The sequence below is a fragment of the Streptomyces sp. NPDC053432 genome (assembly GCF_055585365.1).
In genome coordinates this window covers 439,119-453,410 of the sequence record NZ_JBVJKF010000002.1, presented here as the reverse complement: position 1 = coordinate 453,410, position 14,292 = coordinate 439,119, and the positions used below count along the sequence as shown (strand labels likewise).

The 14,292-nt window shown below is 73.6% G+C and carries 17 protein-coding genes and 1 pseudogene; 14 read left to right on the top strand and 4 right to left on the bottom strand.

Annotation, left to right across the window (positions count from 1 at the left end; genetic code table 11):
• Positions 1 to 16 precede the first annotated feature (16 nt).
• The 5 genes from ACZ6Y1_RS05175 (at position 17) to ACZ6Y1_RS05155 (ending at position 3,896) form a co-directional block, all read left to right on the top strand.
• Positions 17 to 1,093 carry an alcohol dehydrogenase catalytic domain-containing protein gene (locus ACZ6Y1_RS05175; RefSeq protein ID WP_469623081.1) on the top strand — a complete coding sequence of 359 codons (1,077 nt, stop codon included), beginning with the start codon at positions 17 to 19 and terminating at the stop codon, positions 1,091 to 1,093.
• Between the two features lie 5 nt (positions 1,094 to 1,098).
• The gene (locus tag ACZ6Y1_RS05170; RefSeq protein WP_469623078.1) at positions 1,099 to 1,785 is read left to right on the top strand and encodes a helix-turn-helix domain-containing protein; all 687 of its coding nucleotides are present in this window, start codon (positions 1,099 to 1,101) and stop codon (positions 1,783 to 1,785) included.
• Entirely contained in the window at positions 1,782 to 2,573 is a 792-nt protein-coding gene (locus ACZ6Y1_RS05165; protein WP_469623074.1) for an HAD family hydrolase, read from the top strand. The genes ACZ6Y1_RS05170 and ACZ6Y1_RS05165 overlap by 4 nt, the downstream gene beginning before the upstream one ends.
• 142 nt (positions 2,574 to 2,715) lie before the next feature.
• Positions 2,716 to 3,030, top strand: a complete 315-nt coding sequence (locus ACZ6Y1_RS05160) for a hypothetical protein (protein ID WP_469623071.1) — start codon at positions 2,716 to 2,718, stop codon at positions 3,028 to 3,030.
• Positions 3,027 to 3,896 (top strand): universal stress protein, encoded by an 870-nt coding sequence (locus tag ACZ6Y1_RS05155; RefSeq protein WP_469623068.1) that lies wholly within the window; start codon positions 3,027 to 3,029, stop codon positions 3,894 to 3,896. The genes ACZ6Y1_RS05160 and ACZ6Y1_RS05155 overlap by 4 nt, the downstream gene beginning before the upstream one ends.
• A 95-nt stretch (positions 3,897 to 3,991) precedes the next feature.
• Here ACZ6Y1_RS05155 and ACZ6Y1_RS05150 read toward each other — a convergent pair.
• Both ACZ6Y1_RS05150 and ACZ6Y1_RS05145 read right to left on the bottom strand, forming a co-directional pair.
• A pseudogene (locus ACZ6Y1_RS05150) lies at positions 3,992 to 4,606 on the bottom strand (CBS domain-containing protein); the annotation flags it as partial.
• Positions 4,607 to 4,633: 27 nt separating this feature from the next.
• Entirely contained in the window at positions 4,634 to 5,098 is a 465-nt protein-coding gene (locus ACZ6Y1_RS05145; protein WP_469623065.1) for a Crp/Fnr family transcriptional regulator, read from the bottom strand.
• Between the two features lie 220 nt (positions 5,099 to 5,318).
• On the opposite strand from ACZ6Y1_RS05145, the gene ACZ6Y1_RS05140 reads away from it, so the two are divergent.
• The 3 genes from ACZ6Y1_RS05140 to ACZ6Y1_RS05130 all read left to right on the top strand — a co-directional run bounded on the left by ACZ6Y1_RS05140 (position 5,319) and on the right by ACZ6Y1_RS05130 (position 6,847).
• Positions 5,319 to 5,600, top strand: a complete 282-nt coding sequence (locus ACZ6Y1_RS05140) for an SHOCT domain-containing protein (protein ID WP_469623062.1) — start codon at positions 5,319 to 5,321, stop codon at positions 5,598 to 5,600.
• Between the two features lie 54 nt (positions 5,601 to 5,654).
• Positions 5,655 to 6,125 carry a pyridoxamine 5'-phosphate oxidase family protein gene (locus tag ACZ6Y1_RS05135; protein WP_469623059.1) on the top strand — a complete coding sequence of 157 codons (471 nt, stop codon included), beginning with the start codon at positions 5,655 to 5,657 and terminating at the stop codon, positions 6,123 to 6,125.
• 161 nt (positions 6,126 to 6,286) lie between these two features.
• Positions 6,287 to 6,847, top strand: a complete 561-nt coding sequence (locus tag ACZ6Y1_RS05130; protein WP_469623056.1) for a DUF3291 domain-containing protein — start codon at positions 6,287 to 6,289, stop codon at positions 6,845 to 6,847.
• Here ACZ6Y1_RS05130 and ACZ6Y1_RS05125 read toward each other — a convergent pair.
• Positions 6,822 to 7,655 carry an SMI1/KNR4 family protein gene (locus tag ACZ6Y1_RS05125; protein ID WP_469623054.1) on the bottom strand — a complete coding sequence of 278 codons (834 nt, stop codon included), beginning with the start codon at positions 7,653 to 7,655 and terminating at the stop codon, positions 6,822 to 6,824. The genes ACZ6Y1_RS05130 and ACZ6Y1_RS05125 overlap by 26 nt on opposite strands.
• A 184-nt stretch (positions 7,656 to 7,839) precedes the next feature.
• Here ACZ6Y1_RS05125 and ACZ6Y1_RS05120 point away from each other — a divergent pair, with 184 nt between their 5' ends.
• Genes ACZ6Y1_RS05120 through ACZ6Y1_RS05095 form a run of 6 tightly spaced genes read left to right on the top strand, consistent with a single transcriptional unit; the run spans position 7,840 to position 13,380 of the window.
• Positions 7,840 to 9,528, top strand: coding sequence for a sensor histidine kinase (locus ACZ6Y1_RS05120; RefSeq protein ID WP_469623051.1), 1,689 nt, complete (start codon positions 7,840 to 7,842; stop codon positions 9,526 to 9,528).
• Positions 9,525 to 9,926: a roadblock/LC7 domain-containing protein gene (locus ACZ6Y1_RS05115; RefSeq protein ID WP_403888862.1), complete on the top strand. Its 402-nt coding sequence runs from the start codon at positions 9,525 to 9,527 to the stop codon at positions 9,924 to 9,926. The genes ACZ6Y1_RS05120 and ACZ6Y1_RS05115 overlap by 4 nt, the downstream gene beginning before the upstream one ends.
• Positions 9,923 to 10,279, top strand: coding sequence for a DUF742 domain-containing protein (locus tag ACZ6Y1_RS05110; protein ID WP_469623047.1), 357 nt, complete (start codon positions 9,923 to 9,925; stop codon positions 10,277 to 10,279). The genes ACZ6Y1_RS05115 and ACZ6Y1_RS05110 overlap by 4 nt, the downstream gene beginning before the upstream one ends.
• Positions 10,260 to 10,898, top strand: coding sequence for a GTP-binding protein (locus ACZ6Y1_RS05105; protein WP_469623045.1), 639 nt, complete (start codon positions 10,260 to 10,262; stop codon positions 10,896 to 10,898). Before ACZ6Y1_RS05110 ends, ACZ6Y1_RS05105 begins: the two co-directional genes overlap by 20 nt.
• On the top strand, positions 10,895 to 12,124 hold the full coding sequence (locus tag ACZ6Y1_RS05100; protein ID WP_469623044.1) for a cytochrome P450: 1,230 nt from the start codon (positions 10,895 to 10,897) through the stop codon (positions 12,122 to 12,124). Before ACZ6Y1_RS05105 ends, ACZ6Y1_RS05100 begins: the two co-directional genes overlap by 4 nt.
• Entirely contained in the window at positions 12,121 to 13,380 is a 1,260-nt protein-coding gene (locus ACZ6Y1_RS05095; protein ID WP_469623040.1) for a cytochrome P450 family protein, read from the top strand. The genes ACZ6Y1_RS05100 and ACZ6Y1_RS05095 overlap by 4 nt, the downstream gene beginning before the upstream one ends.
• Positions 13,381 to 13,438: 58 nt before the next feature.
• On the opposite strand, the gene ACZ6Y1_RS05090 is transcribed toward ACZ6Y1_RS05095, so the two are convergent.
• On the bottom strand, positions 13,439 to 14,176 hold the full coding sequence (locus ACZ6Y1_RS05090) for a VOC family protein (protein ID WP_469623037.1): 738 nt from the start codon (positions 14,174 to 14,176) through the stop codon (positions 13,439 to 13,441).
• Between the last annotated feature and the right edge of the window lie 116 nt (positions 14,177 to 14,292).

The following is a 14,292-nucleotide window of genomic DNA, read 5'->3' as shown; positions in this document are numbered from 1 at the left end:
GAGAGAAGGCCGCGCCATGAAGGCCCTCGTCTTCCACGGGCCCGGACGGACCTCCTGGCAGGACGTCCCGGACCCCGCGATCAAGGACGCCGCGGACGCGATCGTCCGGGTCGACGCCGTCACCATCTGCGGCACCGACCTGCACATCGTCAAGGGCGACGTACCGGAGGTCACGCCGGGCCGCGTGCTCGGCCACGAGGCCGTCGGCACCGTCGTGGAGACCGGCGGCGACGTACGCACCGTCCGCCCCGGCGACCGCGTCCTCGTCTCCTGCATCTCCGCCTGCGGCCGCTGCCGGTTCTGCCGCGAGGCCCGCTACGGACAGTGCCGCGGAGGCGGCGGCTGGGTCCTCGGCCACACCATCGACGGTACCCAGGCCGAATTCGTGCGCGTCCCGTTCGCCGACCTCTCCGTCCACCCGCTCCCCAGTGCACTGCCCGGCCACGAGGCGGTCCTGCTCGCGGACATCTTCCCCACCTCGTACGAGGTGGGCGTCCTCAACGGGAACGTCCGCCCCGGCGACACCGTCGTCGTGGTCGGTGCCGGCCCCATCGGCCTGGCCGCCATCGCCACCGCCTCGCTCTACAGCCCGTACCGGACCATCGTCGTCGACCTGGCCGCCTCCCGGCTCGCCGCCGCCCGCGACCTCGGCGCCGACGCCACCGTCAGCGCCCGGGAGGAGCCCGAGCGACTGGTGGAGGACCTGACCGACGGACTCGGCGCGGACGTGGTCATCGAAGCCGTCGGGGTGCCCGAGGCCTTCGAGCTGTGCACCCGGATGGTCCGCCCCGGCGGCCGGGTCGCCAACATCGGCGTCCACGGCAAGCCCGCGACCCTCCACCTCGAAGACCTGTGGATCAAGGACGTCACCCTCACCACCGGCCTCGTCGACACCTCCTCCACCCCCATGCTGATGCGCATGATGGCCGCCGGCCGCCTGCCCGGGGCCGCACTGGTCACCCACCGCTTCGAGCTGGACGAGATGGAAGAGGCGTACGACGTCTTCTCCGGCGCCGCGGACACCGGCGCCCTCAAGGTCGTCCTCGGCGGACCGCAGCACGACACGGTCGCCGTACCGACCCAGGAGCAGTGATCACCGTGAAGAGCAACCCCGGAACCGCGCACCCGCCGTCCGCCGGGGCCGCCGGCCGGACCGACCTGGGCCGCCGTCTGGCGGCCCGCCGCGAGGCGCTCCACCTCACCCGCGAGGAACTGGGCCGGCGGTGCGGAGCGGACGGCACGTACATCGCGTACCTGGAGGAGCACGCGGCCTCCCCGTCCATCGGCACCCTCGTGCGGCTCGCCGACGTGCTCGGCGTCACCGTCGACGACCTGACCGGCGCGAGCGCGAGCCGGGTCCGCGGCCGGTCCACCGCCCGCCGCGACGCCGTGATGACCGAACTGGACGAGGACGCGTGCCGGTCGCTGCTGGGCACGCACGGAGTGGGCCGCATCGCCGTCTTCACCGCCGAGGGCCCGGCCGTCCTCCCCGTCAACTACATGGTCGCGGGCGACGACATCGCCTTCCGGACCGCCGCGGAAGCCGTCGCGGCCAGGGCGGCGGGGACCGAGGCCGCCTTCGAGATCGACAACATCGACGACGTCACGGCCGGCGGCTGGAGCGTCCTGGCCGTCGGCAGGCTGGAAGCCGTCACGTCCCCCGACGAGATCCGGCACCTGACGGCCGCGGCCCGGTCCCAGCCCTGGGCCGGCGGCCCGCGCACCCACTGGATGAAGATCACCCCCGTCCGGCTCACCGGCCGCCGCGTGTCCCACAGAACATGAGCCGGGTGCGCGCCGTCGTCTTCGACACCGACGGAGTGCTCCTGGCCACGGCCGGCCGTCACGCGGCCGCCTGGAAGGAGACCTTCGACGGCTGCCTGGCCCAGTGGGGGAAGCGCACCGGAGAGGAGCCGGGCCTTCTTCCGGAAGTACGGCCGGGAGAAGGCCCGCGCCCCTTCGACGCCGTCCACGACTACCGGGACCTCGTCGACGGCAGGTCCCGGCTCGACGGCGTACGCGCCTTCCTCGCCGCGCGCCGCATCGACCTCCCGCCCGGCACCCCCGGAGACCCGCCTGGATGCGGCACCGTGCACGCGGTCGCGGCCCGCAAGGAGGCGGTCTTCTCCGAGATGCTGCGGACCGAAGGGGCCGAGGCCTTCGACGACGTCGGGCCCGTGCTCCTGCGGTTGCGGGAGATGGACGTCGGATGCGCGGCGGTCTCCGCCTCACGGCACGCCCGCACCCTGCTCCGGTCCGCCGGACTCACCGGCTTCTTCGGCGCCCTGGTCGACGGCCGGGACGCGCAGGCGCTCGCCCTCCCGGGCAAGCCCGACCCCGCGCTCTTCCTGGAGGCGGCCGGCCGGCTCGGAGCCGTCCCCGAGCACACCGCCGTGGTGGAGGACGCCCTCGTCGGTGTCGAAGCGGGCCGAGGCGGCCGCTTCCACCCGGTCGTCGGACTCGACCGCGGCCGCGACCCGCGCGCGGCGGACGCACTGCGCGCGCACGGCGCCGACCTCGTCCTGCCCGATCTCCTCGGTCTCCCCGCCGCACTCGGCGGCCGCCGGCCGTGAACCCGTGCCGGCGCCGGGAGTGTCCGCACTACGCTCCCCGGACGTGCCGACGGCCTGCGCATCGACCCGGATCCGCGTACGCCCGGGGGGCCTTTGGTCCCCGGAGGGATGCCTGCTCCACGTGTGGAACATGCTCCGGTCCGTGGGTAACGTGGTGACCATGCTCGACGGCGTGGACGAGATCGCCGGGGGACACGGAGGGACCCCGAGGGTCCTCACGATCCAGATGCGTGACGAATTCCCCGGACTCGAAGCCCACGGCGACGCGGCGAAGAGCCCCTCGGTCGCAGGGGCCCCGGTCGCGGCGCCCCAGCGGGCGGACCTGCTGGTCATGGGCGGCTGCCGGGCCCCCACCCGGCTCGGACTCGGCCGCAACCCGGGCCCGGCCACCCACGGAGTCCTCCACCACGCGCACGGCCCGGTCCTGCTCGTCCCCCGGTCCGGCGGCCGGTCATGACCGCCGAGTGGGAGGGCGCCCGCGACATCGTCCTGGGCATCGACCCGGCCCGGGACTGGCACCTCCCCCTGGCCTGGGCCGCCGACGAGGCCTACCGCCGCGCGCTGCCGCTGCGGCTCGTGCTGGCGGTGCCGCCGGAGCACGACACCCGGCACCCCGGGGAGACCTCCCGGCAGACCGCCCTGCGCAGAGCGGGCGCCGACAGGCTGGACGAGGCCAGGGGCTGGGTCCAGGAGCGGCGGCCGGAGGTGGACGTCACCACCGAACTCGTCGCCGGGACCCCCGCCCACGCCCTGGTGACGCAGGCACGGCACGCCCGCCTCGTGGTCCTCGGCTCCCGGCACCTGGGACGCATCGCCGAGTTCTTCAGCGCCGGCTCGACGCTGGTTCCGGTGACGGCCCAGGCCCCCTGCCCGGTCGCCGTGGTGGGCGACGCCGAACACGTCACCCAGACACCGCCGTACCTCGTCGTCGGCATCGACGGCAGCGCCGCCGCGGCGGACGCCCTGGCCTTCGCGTTCGACGAGGCCGACCGGCGGGGCGCCGAGCTCAGGGTCGTCTGCGTCCGGCAGAGGTCGATGCTCATGCCGGACGACGAGAGAGCCGCGATCGCGGAGCAGCGCATCCTGCTGGTGGAGGCCACCGCCGGCCTGGCCGGCGAGTCCCCGGACGTGCGGGTCACCCACGAGGTCCTCTCCGGCCACCCGGTCGAGGAACTGGCCCGGGCGGCCGAGCACGCGCTCGCCGTCGTCGTGGGGCGCCGCGGCCGCGGCGGCTACACCGGCATGCGGCTCGGTTCCGTGGCCCACGGCCTGCTGCACCGCGCCCACTGCCCCGTGATCACCGTGCCCACCGGAGGGACATGAGCGGGGGCACCACGACCGCGGCCCCCCGGATCGTCTCGGCCAAGCGGCGGCGCGGATCGTCTCGGCCAAGCGGCGGCGCCGAGCGTGCCGGCCTGGTCCGTGCGGACGTCCACGACGCCCTCGACCGTGCGGATCGCCCGCGCGAGCAGGGACGCGAGCGCCCGGTCCCGTAGCGGACCGCGCAGGGTGACAACACCGTCCTCGACGGTGAAGTCCGCGGTCGCGCCGGGAGCCAGTTCGGCGAGCACGGCCCGGCGGATCTCCTCTTCCAGCTCCTCGTCGGGCCGCAGGAACACCTTCAGGAGGTCACTGCGGCTGACCACACCCTCGAGCATGCCGACCGCGTTCACGACGGGAAGGCGCTTGACGTGCCTGCGCGCCATGATCCGGGCCGCCTCGGCGAGAGGAGCGTCCGGACGGACGGTGACGGCGGGGGCCGACATGAGCTCCTCGGCCAGCACCCCGCCGGCCTTGGACGCCTCCTCCAGCTGGTCGGGAAGCACGGGCTCGGTGCTCCGGAACTCCTCCTTCGGCAGGAGGTCCGCCTCGGAGACGACGCCGACGACGCGGCCCTCGCCCTCCAGCACGGGCACCGCGCTGACCTTCCACTGGTGCATCAGCTCGACGATCTCCTTGTAGGACGCCTCACGGCCGATCGCGACCGCGGTGTGCGTCATGACGTCACTGACGGTGTAGCGGGATGCGGGCATGACCGGGCTCCTTCGCCGTGCGGGGGATCAGAGCCGGCTGCCGCTGCCGTACGGCGCGTAGAGGTCGAGCAGCCGGACACGGGCGGCCTGCAGCCGGTGGGCGAGGACCTGCCCGACCCAGTGCCCGACGGCCGAGCCGAAGCGGTCGTCGGCCTCCATCAGCGACCGGACGCGTTCCGCGTCGAACTCGTAGGCCCGGACCGGGGTCACGGCCTCGGCGCCGAGCCTCCACGCGTACGGCTTGAAGAGCCACGAGCAGCCGACCAGCTGCCCGGCCCCGAGGTCCTCGATGACGGCCGCACGCCGGCCGGGCACGTGCACGTCCAACGTGACGGTGCCGGTGCGGACGATCCAGAACCGGTCGGCGTGCCCGCCCTCGCGGAAGATGCGGGTGCCTTCGGCGAAGTCGACCTCGCGGGCCTGCTCCATCAGCAGGGAGCGGCAATCGGCGGGCAGCGCCACGGCGATACGGGTGGGGGAGGGGGTGCTCATGGACGGCCTCCAAGTCCGGGTCGGGGTCGGTCCACGAAGGACCCAGGTCCGGGTCCGGGCCCGTCTTCAGTCTTCGCCGCCCCGTCCGTTACCGGCATGGGCCCTGTGGTCCCCTCGGGGGCCCGAACGGCCCATGCCCGGCTCCGCCCCGTCCGGGGATCCTGGCAGCAGACGGCCGCAGACCCACGGTCGCCCCGTCCCGAGATCTGGCAGGTATGCGATGTACTGGAACGATCACATGGGTGCGTGGGGCTGGTTCGCGATGTCCCTGACGACGTTGATCGTCTGGGTCCTGATCGTCGCCGCCGTCGTCCTGGTGGTCCGCGCCCTGAAGCACGACGGCGCGGTCGGACGAGCGGCACCGGGACCGGGTGCCGGTCCCGCCGGAGACGCCGAGCCGCTCCTCGCGGAGCGATACGCCAGGGGTGAGATCGACGATGAGGAGTACACGCGGCGGCTCACCGTCCTGCGCAGCCACGCCCGGGGCACGACGGGCCGCTGAGATGCCGGAAGGAACCGGGCCGCGCCCGGCCCCGCCCGAGCCGAGGTGTCCGCGATGAACAGCCGTCCAGCCGGAGAGACCGCCGGTCCGCCGCCCACTGCCCCGCCCGTACGGAGGGCGGAGGACCTCGGGGCGGCCGAGGCGCTGGAACTGCTCGCCACCGTCGCTGTGGGCCGGATCGTCTTCACGCTCAACGCGCTGCCTGCGGTGCGCCCGGTGAACCACGTCCTCGACGCGGGGGACATCGTCATCCGCGTCCAGGACGACTCGACGCTGGCCGCCCTCCTCACGGCCCATACCGGCACGGGCGTGGTCGTCGCCTACGAAGCCGACGCCATCGACCCGGCCGACCACGTGGGATGGAGCGTGGTCGCCACCGGCTTCGCCACCGCCGTGACCGACCCGCACGAGATCGACCGCTACACCGACCTCCTGCGGCCTTGGGTGGACGGCGCGTCCTCCGGCGCCATCCGGATCAGGCCCGACCTCGTCACCGGCTTCCGGCTGCGGCCGGGCGGCCCTTAGGCCGCCCACGAGGCCACCCGGGCCGGGAAAACGCAACTTCGACAGGGCCCGAAGAGGCGGCTACCTTCACCTCGTCCCGGGCGGTCGCCCACGGTCGCAACGGAGTTGCTCCGGGCTGAGCCGCCCCCACGGGACGGCGCGGTTTCCTCAGGAAGAGACGCATGCCCCATTTCGCGCTGTACACGTTCGGCGTCCTGACGTCACCTCTCGCCGATCCCGGCCCGCTCACGCGCGAGTTCTACGACAGGGGCGAGGACGTCTACCGGGAGATCGGTCAGCACCCCGGGTACCTCGCCCGCGCCGAAGCGGCGGACGGCGACCGGGGCGTGCTCTTCGGCGCCGACTGGGGCGCATGGGGGGAGTTCACCGTACCGGCCTGGTACGGCAAGGGCCGTACGGCGGAAACCACCGCCCTGGCCACGAGCCTCTCGCTCTGGACCGGCCTGCGCCCCGCCTTCGAGGCCGTCTACACCGGTCCGCACCGTGTGGCGCTGAACAGGCGTCACGACTGGTTCGAGAGGAGAGAACACCCGAGTCACGCGGGCTGGTGGGTCTCCGACGGCGTGGTACCCACCTGGAAGGAGGGGGTTTCCCGGCTGGAACACCTCCACGAGCACGGCCCCGCCCCGCACGCCTTCACGTTCCGCCACTCCTTCGCCCCGGACGGAACTCCGACCGGGCCCGGGAAGAGGCCGGTCAGTCGCGCCCCCCGTAGTTCATGAACCAGTGGGTGTCGAAGAAGCGGGCCATCGTGAACCGGTGGTGCGGGTCGACGAGGATGCGGCAGACGAACTCCGCGGCCCGGCAGCCGAAGGCGACGTCCTCACCGTCGCAGGACCGGACGACGACGGGCCAGCGGTCGGGGTCGTCCCCCTCGGCCCTCCAGCAGTACAGGTCCTCGTGCTCCGTACCCGCCCAGATGAGCAGGCCGTCCGCCCTGAGAGCCGTCCACGGCTCCTGGTTGAGGCCGAGGAATCCGTCGAAGGCGCCGTCGCCGAACGTCTCGACCATGCGCTTGTAGTCGCTCGGCAGCGCGGTGCCCAGGCGGGACTCCACCGCCGACCAGTCCACGTCCGGCCGCTGGGCGGGCTCCGTCCAGCCGGTGATCCGTATGAGGCGCTCCATCCAGTCGACCTCCCCGGCCCTGTCCCCGTCCTGGTCCCCGTCCCGGTCCTGGTCCCGGGCCACGGCCGCGGCTTCCGGTACCTCCCGGCGAGCGACCACCAGCACCGGGCGCTCCTCCCCCTCGGTGTCCCGCGCCGTACCCGTGCCGATCCACTGGTTCCCGTACGCCCAGGCCCGCATCTTCACGGCCCGGTCCCCGAAGGGGAGCAGGAGGGCCGCGCCCCTGGACTCGTCGACCGTCGGATCGGTGAAGCCGTCCAGGACGAGGGTGCGCGCGGCGCCGTACCTGCCGCCGAGCAGGTCGGCCAGCTCCTGCGCGTCCAGGTCGTCGGGCAGGTAGAGGTAGCCGTCCTCCTGGCCGAGCTGGGCCAGGAGGTCGTTGACGGTCGCTTGTGTGAGCTCCATGGCGGACAGTCAAGCGCACGGCTCCGACAGCGGAGTCCAGGGGCAGTGCCCGCTCCGGTCTTCCCTCCACGGGTATCCATTCGATCAACAGTGTTCCTAATTGATCGACAACTCACTTATAGTGACCTCTCGTTAACGGCTGGAACGTAACCTTCCTTTTGCGCCCGTACTGAGAGTCTGGTTGATGTCGGCGTCGCCCACCCCCTTCCGCCCTTCCGTGATCGCCCTGCTGCTGACGGCAGTCGGCGGCGGCACGCTCGCCACGGCGGCGGTGGCCGCGGCGCCCCCCGGCGTCCAGGCGCCCCTCGGCTGGTTCGCCGGCTTCGGCGTGCTGCTGCTGGCCGCCGCCGCGTTCGCTGTCTCCTGGTACAGCCGGACCGCCCGCAAGCACCGGTCGCGGGCCGAGGCGCTGGCCCGGGAGCTCGCTTCCCGCGACGCGTACCTCGCCCACGTCACCCACGAGGCGGGCCGTGACGCCACCGCCCGGCAACAGCAGCACGCGGCCGAGACCGCCGCGCTGGAGGCCGCCCGTACCGAGGCCGTCGAGCGGCTCACCAGGGAGCACGAGGAGCGGACCGCCGAGCTGGTCCGCGCCGGCGAGGCCGCGACGGCCCGGCTGGAGGCCGACCTGCGCCGCGCCGAGTCGGGCCGGGCCGCCGCCCTGGCCGCGGCGGCGAACGCCGCCGGTCGCATGCAGGCACTGGCCACGAGCATGCTCGCCGACCTGCGCGAGATGGAGCACCGGCACGCTGACGAGGACGTCCTCGCGGACCTGCTGCACCTGGACCACCGCACCGCCCAGGCCGGCCGGCTCGCCGACTCCGTGGCCGTGCTGTCGGGCGCGCGGTCCGGCCGCCGGTGGGCCCGGCCCATCGTCATGGAGTCGGTGCTGCGCGGGGCGATGGGCCGGATCGGGGGCTACCAGCGGGTGCGCCTGCACTCCGTCAGCGAGGCCGCCGTCGCCGGGCACGCCGCCGAGGGCGTGATGCACGCGCTGGCCGAACTCATGGACAACGCCGCCAACTTCTCCCCGCCGACCGCCGAGGTCCACGTGTACGTGGAGGAGGTCCCGGCCGGGGTCATCATCACCGTGGAGGACAGCGGTCTGGTGATGAGCGACGTGCAGCTGCGCCGTGCCGAGGCCGCCGTCGGCTCGGACCCGCAGGACCTGGCCGGGCTCTCCGGGACCAGGCTCGGCCTGGCCGTGGTGGGCCGCCTGGCGCGCAAGTACGGCCTGACGGTGTCCTTCCGGCCGTCCGCCCGCGGCGGCACCGGCGCGCTGATGCTCATCCCGCAGGACCTGATCAGCCGTACCCCGGCCGTGACGCCGGCCGCTCCCACGGTGGCCCTGCCGCCGGCGCCCGCCCGCGCGGTCCCGGCGCCGGGTGAGGCCCCCGGACAGCTGCCCTCGCGTACGGGCGACCACGCCGTCTCACGGGTCCCGGCCGCCCGGACCGCCCCGGGGTCCGGCGGCGAGCCGGAGGCCGTCCACGCCGGTCCCGGCGAGGACGACGGCCTGCCCGCCGACGGAACGCTGCCCGCCGACGGCGCCCTGCCCCGGCGCAAGCGGGGCCGCACCATGGCCGCGGCCCACCCGGACGGTCCCGAAGCCACCGCCCGGGCCCGTACGGAGACCCCCGCGTCCGGCGCGGCCGCCGGATCCGTGGCCCGCTTCGGCAGCTTCCGCCAGGCGGTCCGGGGCCCCGGCCGGACCGGACCCGACGCGCCCGGACCCGCAGGACCCGATGCGCCCGGTGCCCGAGCCCCCGGTGCCGGAGCCCCCGGTGCCGGAGTGCCCGGATCCGAGACGGCCGTACCCCCGCGCGAGTCAGCGTCCCCGAACTCCCCCCATCCGGAAGGCGATCCCCGATGACCGGCACCACCACCGACGAGACGCTCAGCTGGCTCCTGGAGAACCTCCTGGAGCGCACCCCCGGCGCCCGGCACGCCCTCGTCCTCTCCCGGGACGGGCTCAAGCTGTGCCGGACCTCGGGGCTGTCGGTCGATCAGGCCGACCAGCTCGCCGCGATCGCCGCGGGCATCCAGAGCCTCTCGCACGGCGCCTCGGTCGAGTTCGGCGACGGCACCGGCGGAGTCCGCTCCGCGATGGCCGAGTTCTACGGCGGCATCCTGTTCATCGTGGAGGCCGGTGAGGGCGCCCATGTCGCGCTCGTCGCCGACGAGGAGGCCGACGCCGGACTGGTCGGCCACAACATGGCCGAGCTGGTGGAGCAGTTGGGCGAGCACCTCGTCGCGAGGCCCCGGGGATGAGCCGCGGCAGGCCGGGACGGGACGACTCCCCGGACCGGCTCTACACCCTCACCGGCGGCCGCAGCAGCTCCGGTTCGGACGCGTTCGACCTGGTGACGCTGGTGCTCGCCGAGTGCGATCCGGTGCCCGGCATGCAGTCCGAGCACGCCGCGATCCTGCGCCTGTGCCGTTACCCGACGGCCGTCGTGGAGGTCGCCGCGGAGCTCGGGCTGCCCGTGTCCATCGTCCGGATCCTGCTCGCCGACCTGCACGACACCGGCCGGATCAGCGCCCGGCACCCGCGTGCGACCGCCCACAGCCTTCTCGACCCCGACCTCCTGGAGCAGGTGCTCGTTGGACTCCGCAACCTCTGAACAGCCCGCACAGCGCCTGACCCTGCACAGCACCGCCGACAACGGTCTGAAGATCGTCATCGTGGGCGGGTTCGGAGTCGGCAAGACCACCATGGTCCGCTCGGTCAGCGAGATCCGTCCGCTGAACACCGAGGAGACGATGACCCAGGCCGGCCAGGCCGTCGACCGCACCGAGGGCGTCGCCGGGAAGTCCACCACCACCGTCGCCTTCGACTTCGGCCGGATCTCCCTCGACGCCCACAACGTCCTCTACCTCTTCGGAGCGCCCGGCCAGGAGCGGTTCTGGTTCCTGTGGGACCGGCTGTTCTCCGGCACCCTCGGCGCCGTGGTACTGGTCGACACCCGTCGGCTCGCCGACTCCTGGTACGCCATCGACCGCCTGGAGCACCACGGAACGCCCTTCCTGGTCGCCTGCAACGACTTCGGCGGCCCGGCGCACACGCCCCAGGAGGTCCGCGACGCCCTCGACCTCGCGGAGGACGTACCGCTGGTGTTCTGCGACGCCCGCTCCAGGGAGTCCAGCAAGCAGGTACTGATCTCCCTCGTCGAACACCTGAGGACCGCCGCCGCCCGACCCCCGCAGCCGATCCAGCAGAAGACCCCGGAGCCCGCCCCGTGACCACCCCCGAGCCGCAGCCCGTTCCGCTGAGCGGCCCCCGGTTCCAGACCGACCCCCAGGACCTGTACCGGCAGATGCGCCGCGACCACGGCCCGGTCGCCCCCGTCGTCCTGGACGGCGGCATACCGGCCTGGCTGGTCCTCGGCTACCGGGAACTGCACCAGGTCACCAGCGACCCGGCGCTGTTCTCCCGCGACTCCGGACTGTGGAACCAGTGGGACCACATCCCCGCCGACTGGCCCCTGCTGCCCATGATCGGCCGTGACCAGCCGTCGATCCTCTACACCGTCGGCGAACGCCACGGGCAGCGCGCCGCGGTGGTCTCCGGCGCCCTGGAGGCCATGGACCCCTTCGGCCTCAAGGCCCGTACCGAGCGCTTCGCCGACGAGCTCATCGACGGGCTGTGCGGCAAGGGTTCCTGCGACATCGTCGCCGAGTACGCGATGCTCCTGCCGCTGCGGGTGCTCGCCAGCATCTTCGGCTTCCCCGACGAGCAGGGCCCCGGCCTGGTCACCGCCATGAACGACATGATCAACGGTCAGGAGCGGGCCCTGGAGGGGCAGGCCCACATCAGCGCCGCCATGGGGGCACTGCTCGCCGCCAAGTCGGCGTCCCCCGGTGACGACGTGGTGTCCCGGATGCTCGCCAACCGGTCGGGCTTCACCCCCGTCGAGGTCGCCCAGGACCTGATGGTGATGCTGGCCGCGGGCCACCAGCCCACCGCCGACTGGATCGGCAACTCGCTGCGCCTGATGCTCACCGACGACCGGTTCGCGGCCTCCCTGGCGGGCGGCCGGCACAGCGTCGCCGAGGCCATGAACGAAGTGCTGTGGGAGGACACCCCCACCCAGAACGTGGCCGGCCGCTGGGCCTCCCGCGACACCCGGCTCGGCGGGCGCTCCATCGCCGCCGGGGACCTGGTGCTGCTGGGCCTGGCCGCCGCCAACGCCGACCCGCTCGTGCGGACCGACGGCGGCGCCCTCACCGGCGGCAACAACGCCTTCTTCTCCTTCGGTCACGGCGAGCACCGCTGCCCCTTCCCGGCCCAGGAGATCGCCGAGACCATCGCCCGCACCGGCATCGAGGTGCTCCTCGACCGGCTGCCCGACATGGACCTGGCGGTGCCCGAGCAGGACCTCGCCCGCCGCCCGTCGCCCTGGCTGCGCGGACTCACCGCCCTCCCCGTGACCTACACCCCGACACCCGCCCTTGGAGCCACCCGATGACGTGCCCCTTCGACCACACCGCCGCCGACGGCGGGGCCGAGGCCGCTGCCGCCCCGATCGTGCTCGACCCGTTCGTCACCGACCTCGAAGGCGAGAGCGCCCGCCTGCGCGCCGCCGGCCCGCTCGCGCGCGTGGTGCTGCCCGGTGGCGTCGCCTGCTACGCCGTCACCCGGCAGGCCGAGGCCCGCAAGCTGCTGACCGACCCCCGGCTGGTCAAGGACATCGACGTCTGGGGCGCCTGGCAGCGCGGCGAGATACCCCTCGACTGGCCGCTGATCGGCCTGGCCAACCCGGGCCGTTCCATGCTGACCGTCGACGGCGAGGACCACCGCCGCCTGCGCACCCTGGTCGCGCAGGCGCTGACGGCCCGCCGGGTGGAACGACTGCGCTCCGACATCGAGGCGCTGACGGAGGGGATGCTGGACCGGCTGGCCGGGCTCCCGGCGGGCGAAAAGGTCGACCTGAAGGCGGAGTTCGCGTACCCGCTGCCGATGAACGTGATCGCCGGGCTGATGGGCGTCGACGCGGCCGACCTGCCGCAGATGAAGGCCCTCTTCGACAAGTTCTTCTCCACGCAGACCCCGCCCCAGGAGGTGCTGCAGGTACTGGGCGACCTCGGCGTCCTGTTCGGCCGCATCATCGAGCAGCGGCGCGCCGAGCCCGGCGACGACCTGACCAGCGCGCTGCTGGCGGCCGCCGAGAACGGCGACCGGCTCACCGCCGAGGAGATCCAGAACACCCTCCAGCTGATGGTCGCGGCCGGTCACGAGACCACCATCAGCCTGATCGTCAACGCGGTGGTCGCCCTGGAGACCCACCCCGAGCAGCGGGAGCTGGTACTCAAGGGCGAGGTGCCGTGGGAGAACGTGATCGAGGAGACGCTGCGCTGGTCGACCCCCACCTCGCACGTGCTGATCCGGTTCGCCACCGAGGACATCGAAATCGGGGACCGGGTGCTGCCCAAGGGCGAGGGCCTGATCGTGTCCTTCGGCGCGATCGGCCGGGACGGGGAGCAGTTCGGTGAGAACGCCGACGCGTTCGACGTCACCAGGACCCCGAACCGGCACATCTCCTTCGGGCACGGCCCGCACGTCTGCCCGGGCGCCGCCCTGTCGCGGCTGGAGGCGGGCGTGGCCCTGCCGGCGCTGTACGCGCGCTTCCCGGGACTGCGCCTCGCGGTCCCCCGCGAGGAGCTCCGCAACAAGCCCGTGGTCACCCAGAACGACCTGTTCGACCTGCCGGTGTTCCTGGCCTGACGGCACCGGCGCGGCACCCGTCCGCCCCGGCCGTCGTCGTGACGGCCGGGGGTCGCGGTCAGCGAGGCGAGAGCAGGCAGAACTCGTTGCCCTCCGGGTCGGCCAGAACCGTCCAGGAGATCGCGGACCGGTCATGCCCCGGGTCGGTGGCGCCCAGGGCGCGCAGCCGGGCCTCCTCCGCCGCCGGGTCGTCACCGGGGTAGGGGCAGACGTCGAGGTGGACGCGGTTCCACCCGGTCTTGGTGTCAGGAGTGCGTACGAACTCCAGATACGGACCCACGCCCCGGGCGGAGCGCATGGTCGCCTGGTCGTCGGTCACCTGGTGCAGCTTCCAGTCCATCGCCTCGCCCCAGAACCGGGCCATCTCCCGCGGGTCGGTGCAGTCGACCACCACCGCGGCGACCGGCCCGGTGTCCCGGTAGACCGGACGGGGCTCCAGGACGCAGAACTCGTTGCCCTCCGGGTCGGCCATGACCGTCCACGGGACGTCGCCCTGACCCACGTCGGCGAGCGTCGCGCCCAGACCCTTCAGCCGTGCCACCAACTCCTCCTGCTGGGCCGTCGAGCCGGTCGCCAGATCCAGGTGCACCCGGTTCTTCACGGTCTTGGGCTCCGGACGGGCGATGATGTCGATGCAGACGGCCACCGGGTCGGGATAGGCGAAGCCCACGGGCTCGAGGTTGGTCACGCCGGGCCCCTCGCTGTCGACCCCCCAACCCAGCGCCGCCGCCCAGAACCGGCCGAGCGCGGAGTCGTCGTGGGCCTTCATGTTGATCTGCACGAGTCGTGTCGCCATGCCCAAGATCATAGAAGGCGGCCCGGGAAGCCGAACCGGGCCCGCGGCTCACCGGCCGCCCTTCGGTGGGCCGGGCTCCTGACGACGACGTCCGGCCGACCCGGCGCGGCCTACGC

Coding starts and splice junctions, on each gene's coding strand:
- ACZ6Y1_RS05135 (WP_469623059.1), top strand. CDS start 5,655: ATGAACAGCCGTCCAGCCGGAGAGACCGCCGGTCCGCCGCCCACTGCC.
- ACZ6Y1_RS05175 (WP_469623081.1), top strand. CDS start 17: ATGAAGGCCCTCGTCTTCCACGGGCCCGGACGGACCTCCTGGCAGGAC.
- ACZ6Y1_RS05165 (WP_469623074.1), top strand. CDS start 1,782: ATGAGCCGGGTGCGCGCCGTCGTCTTCGACACCGACGGAGTGCTCCTG.
- ACZ6Y1_RS05120 (WP_469623051.1), top strand. CDS start 7,840: ATGTCGGCGTCGCCCACCCCCTTCCGCCCTTCCGTGATCGCCCTGCTG.
- ACZ6Y1_RS05125 (WP_469623054.1), bottom strand. CDS start 7,655: ATGGAGCTCACACAAGCGACCGTCAACGACCTCCTGGCCCAGCTCGGC.
- ACZ6Y1_RS05095 (WP_469623040.1), top strand. CDS start 12,121: ATGACGTGCCCCTTCGACCACACCGCCGCCGACGGCGGGGCCGAGGCC.
- ACZ6Y1_RS05110 (WP_469623047.1), top strand. CDS start 9,923: ATGAGCCGCGGCAGGCCGGGACGGGACGACTCCCCGGACCGGCTCTAC.
- ACZ6Y1_RS05130 (WP_469623056.1), top strand. CDS start 6,287: ATGCCCCATTTCGCGCTGTACACGTTCGGCGTCCTGACGTCACCTCTC.
- ACZ6Y1_RS05145 (WP_469623065.1), bottom strand. CDS start 5,098: ATGAGCACCCCCTCCCCCACCCGTATCGCCGTGGCGCTGCCCGCCGAT.
- ACZ6Y1_RS05140 (WP_469623062.1), top strand. CDS start 5,319: ATGTACTGGAACGATCACATGGGTGCGTGGGGCTGGTTCGCGATGTCC.
- ACZ6Y1_RS05115 (WP_403888862.1), top strand. CDS start 9,525: ATGACCGGCACCACCACCGACGAGACGCTCAGCTGGCTCCTGGAGAAC.
- ACZ6Y1_RS05090 (WP_469623037.1), bottom strand. CDS start 14,176: ATGGCGACACGACTCGTGCAGATCAACATGAAGGCCCACGACGACTCC.
- ACZ6Y1_RS05155 (WP_469623068.1), top strand. CDS start 3,027: ATGACCGCCGAGTGGGAGGGCGCCCGCGACATCGTCCTGGGCATCGAC.